Below are 16,445 nucleotides of genomic sequence, written 5' to 3' on the forward strand. Positions count from 1 at the left end.
GCCATGACGCACAAAAACCTCGTCAAGATCGTCCTGAAGAGCCTGCTGCTGAGCACGGCGGTGGCCGGCCTGGCCGCTTGCGCCTCGGCCCCGCCGGAACAGGCGCCGTCCAGGACCGCCGCCACCGAGACCCAGCAATGGGTCGACAAGATCAAGGTCACCTCGGCCCCCGACGAGATCGTGCTGGCGCCGCACGCCACGGGGCTGTCGACCAACCAGGGCTCGGCCCTGGAGGCCCTGGTCGGCCGCTGGCTGGAAGCCGAGGGCCGCGAACTGGTGGTCACCGCGCCCAACACCGCCGGCGCCATGGCCACCCAGATCCGCGATCGCCTGGTCCTGCTGGGCGCGCCAGGCGCACGCGTGCGGATCGTCGGCTTCAATCCGATCGGCCCGGATGACAACACCATCCGCGTCGGCTTCCTGCGCTACGAGGCCGAGCCGCTGAAGTGCGGGCAGCGCTGGGAGAATCTGACCGCGACCCGCAACAACACCGCCTATGACAACTTCGGCTGCGCCATGGCCGCGAACATCGCCGCCCAGGTCGCCAACCCCGAGGACCTGATCCGACCGCGCGACATGACGCCAGCCGACGCCGGCCGCCGCGACACGGTGTTCGACAAGTATCGCAAGGGTGAAGTGACCAGCTCGGCCAAGGACGACCAATCCAGCGGCGCCATTTCGAAGGCGATCCCGTAATGCGGCCGACCGACAGCGACCCCTTCGATCTGGGCTTCGACGCCGCCGACGAGTTCACGACCGGCGCGTCCGATCCCTGGCGCGCATCCGCCCCGCCGTCGTTGAGCCCGGTGGGCGGCTTCGACGACCCGTTCGCCGAGTTCCCGCCGGCTCGTCCGCGCGAGGAGGCGCCGCGCGCACCGCAACCCCGCGCGCCGCAACCCCTCGCGTCTCAGGCCGCCGCGCCGGCCATCCGGCCGACGCCCCAGGCCCAGGCTCAAGCCGCTCAGCGTCGCGCGCCGCAGCCGGTCGCCGCCGCGCCGGTCGATGACGACCGCGACCTCGACATTCCGGCCGAGGCGCCCGTCGCCGCGGCGCCGACCTATCACGAGCCCATCGCCGACGACGGTCTGGGCGACGCGGCGATCCCGCGCATCACCATCCACGCCTTCTACGCCCGGCCCGAGACGGCCGCGCTGGTCGAGAAGGCCGCCGCCGACCGCCGCATGGCCCGTGCTTCGACCATCGTCCGCGAGGGCGGGCTGGAAGCGGCCGTCGAGTACTACCAGAACCAGCCGACGCCCTCGCTGGTCATGGTCGAGACGACCGACGGCGCCCAGCGCCTGCTGCACCTGCTGGACAGCCTGGCCCAGGTCTGCGACCCGGGCACCAAGGTGGTCGTGGTCGGCCAGACCAACGACATCGCCCTCTATCGCGAGCTGATCCGCCGCGGCGTCAGCGAGTATCTGACCCAGCCCCTGGGCCCCTTGCAGGTGATCCGCGCCGTCGGCGCGCTCTATGCCGACCCGTCGGCGCCGTTCGTCGGCCGCCAGATCGCGTTCGTCGGCGCCAAGGGCGGGGTGGGGGCCTCCACCCTGGCCCACAACTTCGCCTGGTCGATGGCCGAGAAGATGCAGACGGCCACCGTGCTGGCCGACCTGGACCTGGCCTTCGGCACCGCCGGCCTCGACTTCAACCAGGATCCCCTGCAGGGGATGCTGGACGCCCTGACCCAGCCCGACCGTCTGGACCCGGTGCTGATGGACCGCATGATGGTCCGCTGCGGCGACCGCCTCTCGCTGTTCGCCGCCCCGGCCTCGCTGGACGACGACTACGAGATCGACGCCGACGCCTACGAGGAAGTGACCCAGAAGATCCGCGGCGCGGCGCCGTTCGTGGTGCTGGACATCCCGCACGTCTGGAACGCCGCCATCCGCCGCGTGCTGGTCGGCTCGGACGATCTGGTCGTGGTGGCGACGCCGGACCTCGCGTCCCTGCGCAACGCCAAGAACATCATCGACCTGGTCAAGGGTTCTCGGCCCAACGACGTGCCGCCGCGCCTGGTGCTCAATCAGGTCGGCGTGCCCGGCCGTCCCGAGATCCCGGTCAAGGACTTCGGCGAGGCCCTGGGCGTCCAGCCCTCGCTGGTGCTGCCGTTCGATCCCAAGCCCTACGGCCAGGCGGCCAACAACGGCCAGATGCTGGCCGAGGTGGCGCCCAAGTCGAAGGCCGCCGAAGGGCTCGAGCACCTGGCCCGCCTGATCAGCCGCCGCGAACCGCCGGCCGTTCAGAAGTCGTCCATGCTCTCGGGCCTGTTCAAGAAGAAGTAGATGTTCGGCAAGCGCGATCCGTCAGCCTCCGCCGAACAGAAGGCGCCGCCCCCCGCCCCGGCGGGCGGCGCGGCCATCGCCACGCGTCCGCAGCGGGTCGAGCCCGCGGCCGATTCCAGCGTTTCTGGGCCCAAGGCGCCGCCGCCCAAGGTGAGCAGCCCCGCGAAAGGTCCCGCGCCCAAGGCGACGCCGGGCCTGGACCAGCTGCGCGCCGCCCAGGGCTTGGCCGCCGCCCAGACGACCAACATCGTCCGCGAGCAGAGCGACTACTACCACGCCACCAAGACGACGATCTTCAACGCCCTGCTGAACACCATCGACCTGAGCCAGCTGGCCCAGCTCGACGTCAAGGCGGCGGCCGAGGAGATCCGCGACATCGTCGCCGAGCTGGTGGCGATCAAGAACGTCTCGATGTCCGTCGCGGAACAGGAGCACCTGGTCCAGGACATCATCAACGACGTCCTCGGCTACGGTCCGTTGGAGCCCCTGCTGGCCCGCGACGACATCGCCGACATCATGGTCAATGGCGCCCATCGGGTGTTCATCGAAGTGGGCGGCAAGGTCCAGCTGACCAATGTCCGCTTCCGCGACAATCTGCAGCTGATGAACATCTGCCAGCGGATCGTCAGCCAGGTCGGCCGCCGCGTCGACGAAAGCTCGCCGATCTGCGACGCCCGCCTGCCCGACGGCAGCCGCGTCAACGTCATCGCGCCCCCCTTGGCTCTGGACGGTCCGACCCTGACCATCCGGAAGTTCAAGAAGGACAAGCTGACCATGAAGAACCTGGTGGAGTACGCCTCCATCAGCCCCGAAGGGGCGCGGGTTCTGGGCGTCATCGGCGCCTGTCGCTGCAACGTGATCATCTCGGGCGGCACGGGCTCGGGCAAGACGACCCTGCTCAACACCATGACCGCCTTCATCGACCCCACCGAGCGGGTCGTGACCTGCGAGGACGCGGCCGAACTGCAGCTGCAGCAGCCGCACGTGGTGCGCCTGGAAACCCGGCCGCCGAACCTGGAAGGCTCGGGCGCGGTGACCATGCGCGACCTGGTCAAGAACTGTCTGCGGATGCGTCCCGAACGCATCATCGTCGGCGAAGTCCGCGGCCCGGAGGCGTTCGACCTGCTGCAGGCCATGAACACCGGCCACGACGGCTCGATGGGCACGCTGCACGCCAACAGCCCGCGTGAGGCCATCAGCCGCGTCGAGAGCATGATCACCATGGGCGGCTACGGCCTGCCCTCGAAGACCATCAAGGAGATGATCGTCGGCTCGGTCGACGTGATCATCCAGGCGGCCCGCCTGCGCGACGGTTCGCGCCGCATCACCCACATCACCGAGGTCGTGGGCCTGGAAGGCGACGTGATCGTCACCCAGGACCTGTTCGTCTACGAGATCACCGGCGAGGACGAGGCCGGCAAGGTGGTGGGCAAGCACCGCTCGACCGGCATCGCCCGTCCGCGGTTCTGGGATCGCGCGCGCTATTACGGGCTGGAGCGCGAGCTGGCCGAAGCCCTCGACGCGGCGGAGTAGGCGGCCATGCTGTTCATCGTGGCCGGGATCCTGGGCTTCATCACCATCGCCGGTCTCGGCTTCGCCTTCGCCGGCGGCGACGGCGGCTCGGCCAAGGCGGCCAAGCGCGCGCAGATGATCGCCGGCGGCGGCGAGCGCCAGGCCAGCGTCCGCGCCAAGGCCGCGGCCAACACCCCCGACGCCCGTCGCCAGGCCATTCTCAAGTCGCTCAAGGAACAGGAGCGCAAGCAGAAGAAGGCCTCGCTCAGCATCGGCGCGCGGATGCAGGCCGCGGGTCTGGGCGAGAACGTCCGGATGTTCTGGATCATCAGCGGCGTGCTGGGCGTGTTCATCACCCTGATCTTCCTGCTGCTGGGCCAGCAAGCGCTGGTGGCCCTGGGCGCGGGCTTCGCCGCCGGGGCGGGCCTGCCGCGCTGGGTCCTGGGCTTCCTGGCCAAGAGCCGCACCCACAAGTTCACCGAAGCCTTCTCGGACGCCATCGACATCATCGTGCGTGGCATCAAGTCGGGCCTGCCGGTCCATGACTGCCTGAAGATCATCGGCAAGGAGTGCCCCGAGCCCCTGGCCGGCGAGTTCCGCACCCTGACCGAGAACGTCGCCATGGGCGTGCCGATGGATGCGGCCCTGGAGAAGATGTACGAGCGCATGCCGACCAGCGAGCTGCGCTTCTTCGCCATCGTGCTGGCCATCCAGGCCAAGACCGGCGGCAACCTGGCCGAGGCCCTGGGCAACCTCTCCACCGTGCTGCGCGCGCGCAAGCTGATGAAGGAGAAGATCAAGGCGCTGTCGGCCGAAGCCATCGCCTCGGCCTTCATCATCGGCTCGCTGCCGCCCGGCGTCGTCATCCTGATCAGCGTGACCTCGCCCGCCTATATGAAGCCGATGTTCTCCGATCCGCGCGGCCACCTGATGCTGCTGGCGGGCGGGATCTGGATGAGCCTGGGCATCTTCGTCATGCGCCGCATGATCAACTTCAAGTTCTAGGGGGAGGATCGTCATGCGCTCCCTCACCCCGCTCTCCCCGGCGAAAGCCGGGGCCCAGATTCAGCCCGAGCATCTTGGGCAGATGCGTTTGGCCGCGCCGTCCGGCGCTCAAGCGCTCGCGGGTTCGATCTGGATCCCGGCTTTCGCCGGGACGGTCGGTTCTGCACGGGGGAGGTCCGCGTGAAGATCGTCGACACCCTGACCGACCCCACGAACCTGCTGACCGCCTTCATCGCGATGGTGGTGTTCGCCACCATCATCACCCTGGCTTCGCCGGCCCTGCGCGACAACAACCTCGAGGGCCGCCTGAAGTCGGTGGCCAACCGCCGCGAGGAACTGCGCCGCCGCTCGCGGCAGAACATCGCCCAGCGAACCGGCGCCGGCTCGCTGCGCCACCAGGACGAGGGCCTCTACAAGAACGTCGTGGAGCGGCTGCAGCTGTCGCGGCTGCTGGAAGACCCCAAGGTCGTCGACAAGCTGGCCCAGGCCGGCTTCCGCGGTCCGCGCCCGGTGACCACCTTCTACTTCTTCCGCTTCGTGATGCCGTTCGTGTTCGGGGCGGTCGTGGCCTTCTACCTCTATGTCGTGAACGGCTTCGGCCTGCTGCCCGTCCAGAAGATGTGCGCCTGCGTGGCTTTCCTGGCGCTCGGCTACTACGCGCCGAACGTCTACATCACCAACATCGCCCAGAAGCGCCGCGAGTCGATCGTGGCGGCGTTTCCCGACGCGCTGGACCTGCTGCTGATCTGCGTGGAAAGCGGCATGTCGATCGAGGCGGCGATCCAGAAGGTCGGCTCGGAAGTCGGCGCCTCGTCGATGGAACTGGCCGAGGAACTGTCGTTGCTGACCGCCGAGTTGTCGTACCTGCCCGACCGGCGCCTGGCCTATGAGGGTCTGGCCCGCCGGACCAACCACCCGGGCATCAAGTCCGTGGCCACCGCCATGATCCAGGCCGAACGCTACGGCACGCCGCTGGGCGCGGCCTTGCGTGTCATGGCCAAGGAAAACCGCGAACTGCGTCTCTCCGCCGCCGAGAAGAAGGCCGCGGCCCTGCCGGCTCAGCTGACCGTGCCGATGATCCTGTTCTTCCTGCCGGTGCTGTTCACGGTGATCCTGGGTCCGGCGATCATCAAGATCCAGGACGTGCTCGGGAAGCACTGAGACTCGTCTTCTGGCGCCCGTCTTGCGCCGACCGCCCAAGGCATTTTCGTTTTGGGACAGGGCGCGTGGCGGGCAGGCACAGAAAGATCTCGGTCGAGTTCACCGAGGAAGAAAGGGGCGGCGCGGCCCTGGAGATGGCGCTGCTGCTGGGTCTGGCGGCGTTCTTCGCCTTCACCATGAAAAGCCTGCTGGCCATGCCGCTGCTGAGCGGCTTGGTGAGGGCGTCGGAGGTGTTGAGCCGGACGCTGGCGGGGTAGGGCTGGCGGCGGTTGGGATCACCGCCATCCCATCCCAATAACTCCCGTCATTCCCGCCCTTGTGGCGGGAACCCCTGGCTCGTCTGACACGTGAGACGCAGGCGAACCGCTGGCGGTTCGCCCCTCCCGCCCGTGCGGCCGATAGAGGGGTTCCCGCCACGAGGGCGGGAATGACGGGATTTTTTATTCTTGTATTGTTCTCCTTGGAAGAGGAGGACGTTATGGTTCCACGCGAGGCCTGGATTGCTGTCTACATGATGGCCGATCGCTATCGTGGGACACTCTACACCGGCGTCACGGGTCACTTCATCACCCGCATCACCCAGCACCGTGAAGGTCAGTTGAAAGGCTTCACCAAGCGGTACGGTCTCACCCGTCTCGTCTGGTACGAGGAGCACGATCTGATGGTCGAGGCCATCCAGCGGGAGACCTCGATCGAGCGCTGGCCCCGTCAGTGGAAAATCAACCTGATCGAGCGGGACAATCCGCGCTGGGATGACCTCTACGCGGCGATCTTCGAGTGGACGCCGGTTCCTCGCCAGATCTGAATTACTGCCCGCCGCCGCTCTTCAGCGCGTCCCAGCTCCGCCCGCTGCCGGCGTGGCCGATGGCGGCGCGGAGATAGGCTAGGTTGTTGTCGACCTGTTCGGGCGGCAGGTCGGCGCGGGCGAGCTTTTCGGCTTCCGGCAGGCGACCTTGCAGGCCCACGACCAGGGCGAGGTTTTGGCGCACCTGGATCCCGGCCGAGGGCAGGGCGACGGCGCGGCGCAGCTGGGCTTCGGCGCCGGGAAGATCGCCCTTGGCGGCCAGATGCATGGCGTAGTTGGCCAGCGGCGTGGCCTCGGTCGGGGCCAGGGCCAGGGCCTGGCGGTGGGCGGCGTCGGCCTCGTCGTCGCGCTGGGCCTGTTCGTAGGCCACGGCCAGCAGGGTCAGCGGACGCCAGTCCTTCGGCGCCAGGGCGGCGGCCTTGCGGGCCGGCTCGATGGCGTAGAAGCCCTGGCCGCGCGCGACATGAGCGCGGGCCAATTCCAACAGCAGGGTGGTGTCGTCGGGATGGGCGATCAGCGCCTTGGTCGCGGTCTCGACGGCGTCGTCGTTGCGGCCGAGGCCGCGCAGCGCCTGGGCCAGGCCCGCGCCCGCCTCGGCGTCGGCCGGGTCGGTCTCGAACTCGGCGCCCCAAAAGGCCGCGCGGGCCAGCGGGTCCAGCCGCCGCGCCTCGGCGCGCTGCTGTGGCGAGGCCTTGACCGGCTTGGGCGCAACCGCTTCCGGCGCGGGTTTGGGGGCGTCGGCGGCGAAAGCTCCCGACGCCATCAACAGGACGGCCGGGGCGAGAACGGTTGCGACGAGCGCGCGCTTGCGACACATGAAGGCAGGTCTCCCGAAGGTGCGCCCATGATCCGGGCGCGGCCTCAAGGAATCGTTAAGCATAATTTTAAAGGACTCCGCCGATGTCCGACGTGACGCATCCGATCCTGGCCACGGCCGAGGGCGCGGCGATCCCGATCCATCCGCTGACGGAGGGCGAGGTCGAGGGCTTCCTGGCCCAGAAGCGCGCGCCGATAAGGGTTTACGCCGCCGCCAACACGTTCTCGGGCAAGGCCGGACAGGTGCTGGCGGTCCCCGGCGCGAGCGGCGCGGTCGAGCGGGTGCTGCTGGGTCTGGGCTCGGGCCGCGCGGATCTGTCGCTGTTTCGCACCCTGGCGGGTAAGCTGCCGGCCGGCGAGTACGCCCTGACCAAGCTGCCCAAGGGGATCGATCCGTCCGAGGCCGCCCTGGCCTTCGCCCTGGGGACCTACCGCTTCGACCGCTACAAGAAGAAGGGCGAACCGATCGCCCGCCTGGTCGCGCCCAAAGGCGTCGATGCGGCCGCCGTCACCGCTACGGCCCACGCCTGCGCCCTGGCTCGCGACATGGTCAACACCCCCGCCAACGACATGGGGCCGCTGCAGATCGAGACGATCGCCCGCGAGATCGCCGCCAAGTACGGCGCGACGATCGCCGTCGTCACCGGCGATGATCTGCTGGGCCAGAACTATCCGGCCGTCCACGCGGTGGGCCGCGCCGCCGTCCCGGCTCGCGCGCCGCGGATGATCGAGCTCTCGTGGGGCCAGGCCGACCATCCGCTGGTGGCCCTGGTCGGCAAGGGCGTGGTGTTCGACACCGGCGGCCTCGACATCAAGCCGTCCTCGGGCATGCGGCTGATGAAGAAGGACATGGGCGGCGCCGCCCACGCTCTGGCCCTGGGCCGGATGATCATGGAGGCCCGGCTGCCCGTGCGCCTGGCGGTCTTGCTCCCCGTGGTCGAGAACGCCATCGCCGGCGACGCCATGCGACCGGGCGACGTGCTCCAGACCCGGGCCGGGCTTACGGTCGAGGTGGGCAATACCGATGCCGAGGGCCGCTTGATCCTGGCCGACGCTCTGACCCGCGCCGCCGAGCTGAAGCCGGCCCTGACCCTGGACTTCGCCACGCTCACCGGCGCGGCGCGGGTCGCCCTGGGCCCGTTCGTGATCCCGTTCTGGACGAGCGACGACCGGCTGGCCGCCCAGATCGAGGTCGCCGCGTCGTCGGTCGCCGATCCGCTGTGGCGCCTGCCGCTGACCGAGGCCTATCGCGACGCGCTGGACAGCGACATCGCCGACCTGAAGAACGACCCCGACGGCTGGGCCCAAGCGGGCGCCACCACGGCCGCCCTGTTCTTGCAACGCTTCGCGCCGTCTGGTCAGGATATCGGCCCCTGGGCCCACTTCGATGTCTTCGCCTGGAACCCCAAGGGCCGCCCCGGATTCCCCGTGGGGGGCGAGGCGCAGGCCATTCGCGCGGCCTTCGCCATGATCAAGGGCCGTTTCGCATGAGCTTCGACCGTCTTGGGGACCCCCGCGTCACCCTGGCCCGCCCCGACCTCGCCGACCTGCGCCTGGAGGGCCTGGCCCCGGCCGAGCGCTTCGAGGCCAGCGAGGCGATGGTCTGCGCCGTGCCCGCCACGGCGATCCGCGCCACGGCCTCGCGCGACGCCGAGCAGTGGGACCAGCTGTTGTTCGGCGAGGTCTTCCGGGTGCTGGAGGTCAAGGACGGCTTCGCCTGGGGCCAGGCGGCCCGCGATGGCTATGTCGGCTTCGTCGAGGCCTCGGCCCTGATCCCGCAAGGCGCGCCGCCCACCCATGCGGTGAGCGCGATCCGCACCTACGCGTTCAGCAAGCCCGACATCAAGTCGCGGCCCGAGGGCCTCTACAGTCTGAACGCCCTGGTCACGGTCGAGGCTCGCGAGGGCCGCTTCGCCAAGGGCGTCGGGACCGGCTGGTTCGTCGAGGCGCACTTGACCGCCATCGGCCATGGCGAGCGCGACTATGTCGCCGTCGCCGAGCGTTTCCTGGGCGCGCCCTACCAGTGGGGCGGCCGCGAGAGCCTGGGCCTGGACTGCTCGGGCCTTGTTCAGCAGGCGCTCTATGCCTGCGTCCGCGCCTGCCCGCGCGACACCGACATGCAGCGCGGCTTCTTCCCGGAGGTGGCCGAGGCCGAGCGCCGGCGTGGCGACCTGGTGTTCTGGAAGGGCCACGTGGCCGTCCTGCTGGACGCCGAGACCATCCTGCACGCCAACGCTCACCACATGGCCACGGCGATCGAACCCCTGGCGGAGGCGATCGCTCGGATCGAGGCCACGCCGACGGGCGCGCCGCTCGGCTATCGGCGGGTTTCGTGATCGCGCCGGAGATCATCCCGCTGGGCGCGGGCGCGGCCAATGCGCTGAACGGCGTCTGGCCCGACCGGGTCGTCGAGGTCGTTTCGCGCGGCGAGCTGCATGCCTATCGCGTCGCCAAGCCGCTGGGCCGGGTGCTGGTCTGCGCCGGCGGCGGCTATGTCCGGCTGATGTACGACCGCGAGGGCGCCCAGGTCGCCGAATGGCTGAACGGCCTGGGCTACGAGGCCGATGTTCTGGTCCATCGCCTGCCGGGCCAGGCCGACGGCGCTGGCGGCGTCTGGCCCAAGGACGTGGCCCTGACCGACGCGCTGGCGGCGCTTGGCCATATCCCTCGTGATCAGCCGCTGTTCCTGCTGGGCCTGTCATCCGGCGGTCACCTGGCCGGCGCTGTCGCCTGCCAGCCGGGCGTGGACGCCAACGGCCTGCTGATCGCCTACGGGCCGATCAACGCCAACCACAGCCGCTACAAGGCGCCGCCCGGCAAGCCGGACTATCCGCCGCCCCAGAAGCAGGCCTTCTACGACGACTGGCCGATCGGGCTGGCGGCCGAGCCGCACGGCGTGCCGCGCTGCCCGGCCTTCCTGGCCTACGCCCTGCATGACCAGTCGGTGCCGATCGAGCACGCGTTGAACTACATCAGGACCGCCCGCGACCTGGATCTGGACCTCGACGCCCACGTGTTCGGCAAGGCCCCGCACGGCTTCGCCCTGCGCGAACTGGAGGGATCCCAGGCGGCCTGGCCGGACCTGGCCGCGCTGTGGATGGCGCGCAAGGCTTCCCGCTAGCGGCGGCTGGACGGCGCGCACGAAAAAGGCCGCGGAGCCTTCGCTTCGCGGCCTCTTCCATCTCGAACCGCGCGAGGCGGCTTAGGCCTTCGGCGGGGCCGTATTGCCGCCGGCGGCCGGAGCGGCCGGAGCGGCGGCGGCGCCCGCGGCCGGAGCCGTCGTGCCGCCCGGCGCGGCCGGAGCCGCGGCGTCGGCGGCTGGAGCGCCAGCTGCCGGGGCGCCGGCAGCGGGAGCCGCGGCGGCCGGACGCGGCGGCGGCACCGGCAGCTTCGAACCGAGGCTGTGCAGGTAGGCGATCATCGCGATGCGGTCTTCCGGCTTCTTCAGACCCACGAAGGTCATGTTGGTGCCGGGGACGTCCTTACCGGGCGCCTTCAGGAAGGTGTACAGGGCGTCGTAGTCCCACACCGGGGTCTTGCCCGAGAAGTCCTTCATCGCGCCCGAATAGTTGTAGCCCGGGTGCGAAGCCGGCTTGCGGCCCAGCACGTCCCACAGGCCGGGGCCCGTGGCGTTGGCGTTCGAGGCGTCCAGCTTGTGGCAGGCGGCGCACTTGGCCGAGACGGCGGCGCCGGCGGCGACATTGGCCGGGGTCAGGACGGCGGCCCAGTCGGGCGGGGTGTCGGCGGCTTCGCCGCCGCCGGCCGATTCTTCCTGGACCGCGATCTCGTAGCCGGCCTTCTCGACTTCATGCTTCTTGAAGACGATGTCCGACGCTTCACGCAGACCGAAAATAACGAGGCCGGTCAGCAGCACGCCGCCAGCGATCTTGTTGAACGTCAGGTCGCTCATTTCAGCCTAGTCAGCCTCTTGTCGGCCCACCCCAGGGCGGGCTTGAAACCAGCGCATCGGAATCGCGAGAACGAGTCCCCGACGCGCGTCATGTTGCGCTCGCGTCTCTTACACGCTACCGCCCCTCGCGCAACCGGGCAGCAAACAATTGAGGCCGCGAACCTTGCCATGAACCCGATCGTCCTGATCCCCGCGCGGATGGCGGCGACCCGTCTCCCGGGCAAGCCGCTGGCCGGCATCGGCGGCGTCCCGATGATCGTCCGGGTGCTGAACCAGGCGCTGAAGGCCGGGATCGGTCCGGTGGCCGTGGCGGCCGGCGATCCCGAAATCGTCGAGGCGGTTCAAAAGGCTGGCGGTTTGGCGGTGCTGACCGACCCCGACCTGCCCTCCGGCTCGGACCGGATCCTGGCGGCCTTGGCTGAACTCGATCCGGGGTTCGAGCATGACGTCGTGATCAACCTGCAGGGCGACATGCCCTTCGTCGATCCGGCGGTGCTCAGCGATTGCGCGCGCGTACTTAAGGAATTCGAGGACGCCGATATCGCCACCGTCGTGGCGCCCGAGGCCTCTCCGGCCGATCGATCGAACCCCGACGTGGTCAAGGCGGTGCTGGCCATGGAGGACGACGGCCAAAGCGGCCGCGCGCTCTACTTCACCCGCTCGACCCTCTATGGCGACGCGCCGGTCTGGCGCCACATCGGCATCTATGGCTATCGCCGCGAGGCGCTGGTGGTGTTCAACGACGCCGCGCCCTCGCCCCTCGAAAAGCGCGAGAAGCTGGAGCAACTGCGCGCCATGGAGCTGGGTCTGACCATCCGCGCCGCCGTGGCCAGCGAAGCCCCGATCTCCGTCGACAATCCTTCCGATCTCGAAGCGGCCCGCGAGCAGGCCCAGGAATCCCAATGAGCATCCTCAAGAAGATCGCCTTCCAGGGCGAGCCCGGCGCCAACAGCCACGAGGCGTGCCGGACCTATTTCCCGGACTACGAGGCCTATCCCTGCAAGACGTTCGAGGAAGCTTTCGACGCCATCAAGACCGGCGTCGCCGCCCTGGGCATGATCCCGATCGAGAACTCGATCGCCGGCCGGGTCGCCGACGTCCACCACCTGCTGCCGGCCTCGGGCCTGAAGATCATCGGTGAGCGCTTCAAGCCGATCCGCTTCCAGCTGATGGCCAACAAGGGCGTCAAGCTGGAGGATGTGAAGGTGGTCAGCTCGATGCCGATCGCCCTGTCCCAGTGCCGCAACAGCCTCAAGAAGCTGGGCGTCGAGACCGAGGCGGCCGGCGACACGGCCGGCGCCGCCAAGGCCCTGGCCCTGAAGCCCAACCCGACCCACGCCGCGGTCGCCCCGGCCCTGGCCGCCGAGATCTACGGCCTGGACATCCTGGCCCGCGACATCGAGGACGAGCGCCACAACACCACCCGCTTCCTGGTGATGACGGCCGACAAGAGCCCGCCCGCGCCGGACTTCGTGCACCGCTGCGTGACCAGCTTCGTGTTCCGCGTCCGCAACCTGCCCGCGGCCCTCTACAAAGCCCTGGGCGGCTTCGCGACCAACGGCGTCAACATGACCAAGCTGGAAAGCTACATGGAAGGCGGAGCCTTCACCGCGACCTTCTTCTACGCCGAGGTCGACGGCCGGCCCGAGGACCGCTCGCTGGCCCTGGCGCTGGACGAGCTGAAGTTCTTCTCCGAGCGCTTCGAGATCCTGGGCGTCTATCCGGCCGATCCGTTCCGGGACCGGGGGAGCTAGGCTTTGAGGCTGTCATCCCGGCCAAGCGCGTAGCGCGCCGAGCCGGGACCGCCGGAAGCTCTGAGCTTGTTGCGGTCCCGGGTCTCCGCTGCGCTCCGCCCGGGATGACAGGGCTTAAGAATACGCCTTCCCCAAACGTCACCATTTCCGATAACATCGTTCTCTGATTAGCTCCCCGGGTCAAACGAGAGTCCCGGGGAGGGAACCGATGCAGAGTTCGATGGTCGCGCCGGTCATGGCGCTGGTGGCGTGGTCGCTGGTGATATGGCTCTGGATGTACATCCAGCGGATCCCGGCGATGCAGAAGGCGGGGGTCAAGCCGCAGGACGCGCGGTTCCCGGGCTCGCTGGACATCCTGCCCGCCACGGCCCGCCAGGCGGCCGACAACTACAACCATCTAATGGAGCAGCCGACCATCTTCTACGCGGCGGCCCTGGCCATCGCGGTCGCCGGACACGCGGACCCGCTGGCCGTGCATTTCGCCTGGGTCTATGTCGGGGTGCGCGTTCTGCACAGCCTGCTGCAGGTCAGCATCAATCTGGTGCCGCTGCGGTTCCTGCTGTTCGTGATCTCGACCGGCGTGCTGGCGGCGATGGTGGCGCGCGAGCTGATGAAACTCTTCTAGTTCCAAAATCCGTGTCATCCCGGCTGCAGCGAAGCGGAGAGCCGGGATGACACGTCATTTGCGAGGGAGCTGGCCTTGCCGCTAGGCGGCGTCCAGCCCGATATCCAGCACCGGCGCCGAGTGGGTCAGGGCGCCGACGCTGATCACGTCCACCCCCGTCTCGGCGATGGCTCGGACAGTGGTCAGGTTCACGCCGCCCGAGGCTTCCAGCACCGCCTTGCCCTTGGCCAGGCGTACGGCCGTGCGCAGGTCGTCGAGGCTGAAATTGTCCAGCATCACCACGTCGGGCCCATGCTTGAGGGCCTCGTCCAACTGGTCCAGGCCGTCGACCTCGACCTCGACCTTGACCAGGTGGCCGGCGTGGGCGCGCGCCCGGCGGACGGCCTCGCCGACCCCGCCGCAGGCGACGACGTGGTTGTCCTTGATCAGGATGGCGTCATCCAGGCCGAAGCGGTGATTGACCCCGCCGCCGCAGCGGACGGCGTATTTCTCGAGCGCCCGCAGGCCCGGCGTGGTCTTGCGGGTGTCGACGATCGTCGCGGCCGTGCCCTCGACCAGGCGGACATAGGCGCGGGTCAGGGTGGCGATCCCCGACAAGCGGCCCAGTAGGTTGAGGCCCGTGCGCTCGGCGATCAGCACGGCGCGGGCGTCGCCTTCGGCCCTGGCTAGGACCGCGCCCGGCAAGACGTTGGAGCCGTCCGGCGTCACCACCTCGAAGCAGGCGGTCGGGTCCAGGGCGGCCAGGGCCAAGCGGGCGCAGGACAGGCCCGAGACGCGGCCGTCCTGGCGGCTGACCCAGGCCACCGACAGGCGGGCGTCCGGATCGATACAGGCCTGGCCGGTGATGTCGCCGGCTCGCCCCAGGTCCTCGGCCAGGGCGAGATCGACGATCGGACGGACGAGCAGGTCGTCCAGAGGCTGAATGGTCATTCGGCGGCGTAGCGGACGGCGGCGTCCGCGCTCTCCAAGGTCACGAAGGTGCGGGTCGGCTCGGCGGTCGCCGGGAAGTCCGAGCGGAAGTGGCCGCCCCGGCTTTCGCGACGGGCCAGGGCCGCCTCGACGATCAGCCGCGCGGCGACAATCGTGGGGCAGGGGCCGTAGGCCGGCTCCAGCGCCTCGATCTGGCTCAGCAGACGGGCCAGGCCCCAGGCGTCGCGGATCACCCCGGCGTCGCGGCTCATGGCCTTACGCAGGGTCTGCAGCGCCGCGTCGGGCAGGTCGGGCAGGGGCGCCAGGCTGACGGGCTCGCCGCCGGCCCGGCCTTCCGCCGCGGCCGCGCGGCCGGCGCGGGCCCCGAACACCGCCGCCTCCAGCAGGCTGTTGGAGGCCAGGCGGTTGGCGCCCTGCACGCCGGTGGAGGCGCACTCGCCGGCGGCGTAGAGGCCCGGCAGGCTGGCGCGGCCGTCCAGGCCCGTGGCCACGCCGCCCATGTGATAGTGCACGGCCGGCGTGACGGGGATCATCTCACGGCGCGGGTCGATCCCGGCGCTCTGGCAGGCCTCGAACACGGCCGGGAACTCGTGCGGGAAGTGGACGCCGACCGCCTCCGTCGCATCCAGGAAGGCGCCTCGGCCGGCGGCGCGCTCGGCGTGGATGGCGCGGGCGACCACGTCACGCGGCGCCAACTCCTTGGCCGGGTGGTAGTCGGCCATGAAGGCCTTGCCATCGGCGTTCCTGAGGATCGAGCCCTCGCCGCGCAGGGCTTCGGTGGCCAGGGGGGCGGGATCGCGGCCGATGTCGATGGCGGTGGGGTGAAACTGCACGAACTCTGGATCGGCGATCGTCGCGCCGGCCAGTGCCGCCAGGCCCAGGCCTTCGCCACGCACCTCGGCGGGCGTGGTGGTCACGGCGTACAGGCCGCCGACGCCGCCGGTGGCCAGGATTACGGCATGGCTACGGATCTCGACCAGGTCGCCGTCGATCTCGGCCAGAACCCCGACCACGCGGCCGGTGTCGTCCTGCAGCAGGCGACGGGCGCGGGCGTGCTCGCGGACCTCGATCGCCGGCGTGGCGCGCACGGCGGCGATGACGGCGGCCATGATCGCCGCGCCGGCCCCGTCGCCGCCGACCCGCGCGACCCGGGCCTTGGCATGGGCGGCCTCGAGGCTGAGCACGAACGCGCCGTCGGCCTTGCGGTCGAAGGGCGCGCCCAGGGTGGCCAGATCGCGGACGGCCTGCGGGCCCTCGCGGGTCAGCAGCGCGACGGCGACCGGATCGCAGAGCCCCGCGCCGGCGGCCAGGGTGTCGGCCGCGTGCAGGGCCGGACTGTCCTCGCCCGACAACGCCGCCGCCATGCCGCCCTGCGCCCAGGCGCTGGAGCAGCCGGTCGCCAGCGGGGTCGGCGACAGGACGAGGGCCTTCTTCCCCGTTCCCTTCGTCGCGGAGAGGGCGGCGGTGAGGCCGGCGAGACCGGCGCCGAGGATGACGGGGCCGTCGAAGATCAAGCGATACTGGGTCATCTCACGCTCCACTCCACTTTCCGACTGTCATCCCGGGCGGAGACCCGGGACCGTCGGAAACACGGCGCTTGCCGCGGTCCCGGCTCGGCGCGCTGCGCGCTTGGCCGGGATGA

At 70.0% G+C, this 16,445-nt stretch carries 17 protein-coding genes; 13 read left to right on the forward strand and 4 right to left on the reverse strand.

Translation table 11 applies throughout. From position 1 onward, the window contains the following. The first annotated feature begins 3 nt into the window (after window positions 1-3). The 7 genes from ABIC66_RS10370 (at window position 4) to ABIC66_RS10405 (ending at window position 6,768) form a co-directional block, all read left to right on the forward strand. Window positions 4-696, forward strand: coding sequence for a CpaD family pilus assembly lipoprotein (locus ABIC66_RS10370; protein WP_354069965.1), 693 nt, complete (start codon window positions 4-6; stop codon window positions 694-696). After that, window positions 696-2,285: a P-loop NTPase family protein gene (locus tag ABIC66_RS10375; protein ID WP_354069967.1), complete on the forward strand. Its 1,590-nt coding sequence runs from the start codon at window positions 696-698 to the stop codon at window positions 2,283-2,285. Before ABIC66_RS10370 ends, ABIC66_RS10375 begins: the two co-directional genes overlap by 1 nt. Further along, the gene (locus ABIC66_RS10380) at window positions 2,286-3,818 is read left to right on the forward strand and encodes a TadA family conjugal transfer-associated ATPase (protein WP_354069969.1); all 1,533 of its coding nucleotides are present in this window, start codon (window positions 2,286-2,288) and stop codon (window positions 3,816-3,818) included. 6 nt (window positions 3,819-3,824) lie between these two features. Next, on the forward strand, window positions 3,825-4,802 hold the full coding sequence (locus ABIC66_RS10385) for a type II secretion system F family protein (RefSeq protein WP_354069971.1): 978 nt from the start codon (window positions 3,825-3,827) through the stop codon (window positions 4,800-4,802). A gap of 180 nt (window positions 4,803-4,982) precedes the next feature. Beyond that, window positions 4,983-5,963 (forward strand): type II secretion system F family protein, encoded by a 981-nt coding sequence (locus ABIC66_RS10390; RefSeq protein ID WP_502910337.1) that lies wholly within the window; start codon window positions 4,983-4,985, stop codon window positions 5,961-5,963. A gap of 65 nt (window positions 5,964-6,028) precedes the next feature. Further along, the gene (locus ABIC66_RS10395; protein WP_354069973.1) at window positions 6,029-6,220 is read left to right on the forward strand and encodes a hypothetical protein; all 192 of its coding nucleotides are present in this window, start codon (window positions 6,029-6,031) and stop codon (window positions 6,218-6,220) included. Between the two features lie 221 nt (window positions 6,221-6,441). Next, window positions 6,442-6,768, forward strand: coding sequence for a GIY-YIG nuclease family protein (locus tag ABIC66_RS10405; RefSeq protein WP_354069975.1), 327 nt, complete (start codon window positions 6,442-6,444; stop codon window positions 6,766-6,768). 1 nt (window position 6,769) lies between these two features. On the opposite strand, the gene ABIC66_RS10410 is transcribed toward ABIC66_RS10405, so the two are convergent. Further along, the gene (locus tag ABIC66_RS10410; protein WP_354069976.1) at window positions 6,770-7,585 is read right to left on the reverse strand and encodes a tetratricopeptide repeat protein; all 816 of its coding nucleotides are present in this window, start codon (window positions 7,583-7,585) and stop codon (window positions 6,770-6,772) included. A gap of 83 nt (window positions 7,586-7,668) precedes the next feature. Here ABIC66_RS10410 and ABIC66_RS10415 point away from each other — a divergent pair, with 83 nt between their 5' ends. The 3 genes from ABIC66_RS10415 to ABIC66_RS10425 are packed head-to-tail and all read left to right on the forward strand — an operon-like array spanning window position 7,669 to window position 10,705. Next, window positions 7,669-9,075: a leucyl aminopeptidase family protein gene (locus tag ABIC66_RS10415; RefSeq protein WP_354069978.1), complete on the forward strand. Its 1,407-nt coding sequence runs from the start codon at window positions 7,669-7,671 to the stop codon at window positions 9,073-9,075. Then, window positions 9,072-9,920, forward strand: coding sequence for a C40 family peptidase (locus tag ABIC66_RS10420; RefSeq protein ID WP_354069980.1), 849 nt, complete (start codon window positions 9,072-9,074; stop codon window positions 9,918-9,920). The genes ABIC66_RS10415 and ABIC66_RS10420 overlap by 4 nt, the downstream gene beginning before the upstream one ends. Continuing rightward, window positions 9,917-10,705, forward strand: a complete 789-nt coding sequence (locus ABIC66_RS10425; protein WP_354069982.1) for an alpha/beta hydrolase — start codon at window positions 9,917-9,919, stop codon at window positions 10,703-10,705. Before ABIC66_RS10420 ends, ABIC66_RS10425 begins: the two co-directional genes overlap by 4 nt. A gap of 81 nt (window positions 10,706-10,786) precedes the next feature. On the opposite strand, the gene ABIC66_RS10430 is transcribed toward ABIC66_RS10425, so the two are convergent. Beyond that, complete coding sequence (locus ABIC66_RS10430; RefSeq protein ID WP_354069984.1) at window positions 10,787-11,494, reverse strand: c-type cytochrome; 708 nt, start codon at window positions 11,492-11,494, stop codon at window positions 10,787-10,789. Between the two features lie 168 nt (window positions 11,495-11,662). On the opposite strand from ABIC66_RS10430, the gene ABIC66_RS10435 reads away from it, so the two are divergent. The 3 genes from ABIC66_RS10435 to ABIC66_RS10445 all read left to right on the forward strand — a co-directional run bounded on the left by ABIC66_RS10435 (window position 11,663) and on the right by ABIC66_RS10445 (window position 13,873). Further along, window positions 11,663-12,400 (forward strand): 3-deoxy-manno-octulosonate cytidylyltransferase, encoded by a 738-nt coding sequence (locus ABIC66_RS10435; protein ID WP_354069986.1) that lies wholly within the window; start codon window positions 11,663-11,665, stop codon window positions 12,398-12,400. After that, window positions 12,397-13,248, forward strand: a complete 852-nt coding sequence (locus ABIC66_RS10440) for a prephenate dehydratase (RefSeq protein WP_354069987.1) — start codon at window positions 12,397-12,399, stop codon at window positions 13,246-13,248. The genes ABIC66_RS10435 and ABIC66_RS10440 overlap by 4 nt, the downstream gene beginning before the upstream one ends. Before the next feature lie 208 nt (window positions 13,249-13,456). Beyond that, complete coding sequence (locus tag ABIC66_RS10445) at window positions 13,457-13,873, forward strand: MAPEG family protein (protein ID WP_354069989.1); 417 nt, start codon at window positions 13,457-13,459, stop codon at window positions 13,871-13,873. A gap of 81 nt (window positions 13,874-13,954) precedes the next feature. Here ABIC66_RS10445 and nadC read toward each other — a convergent pair whose 3' ends face one another. Beyond that, on the reverse strand, window positions 13,955-14,803 hold the full coding sequence (gene nadC / locus ABIC66_RS10450; RefSeq protein WP_354069991.1) for a carboxylating nicotinate-nucleotide diphosphorylase: 849 nt from the start codon (window positions 14,801-14,803) through the stop codon (window positions 13,955-13,957). Next, window positions 14,800-16,332: an L-aspartate oxidase gene (locus ABIC66_RS10455; RefSeq protein ID WP_354069993.1), complete on the reverse strand. Its 1,533-nt coding sequence runs from the start codon at window positions 16,330-16,332 to the stop codon at window positions 14,800-14,802. The genes nadC and ABIC66_RS10455 overlap by 4 nt, the downstream gene beginning before the upstream one ends. Window positions 16,333-16,445 lie beyond the last annotated feature (113 nt).

It is taken from the genome of Caulobacter sp. 1776 (assembly GCF_040545685.1).
Classification (GTDB): domain Bacteria; phylum Pseudomonadota; class Alphaproteobacteria; order Caulobacterales; family Caulobacteraceae; genus Caulobacter.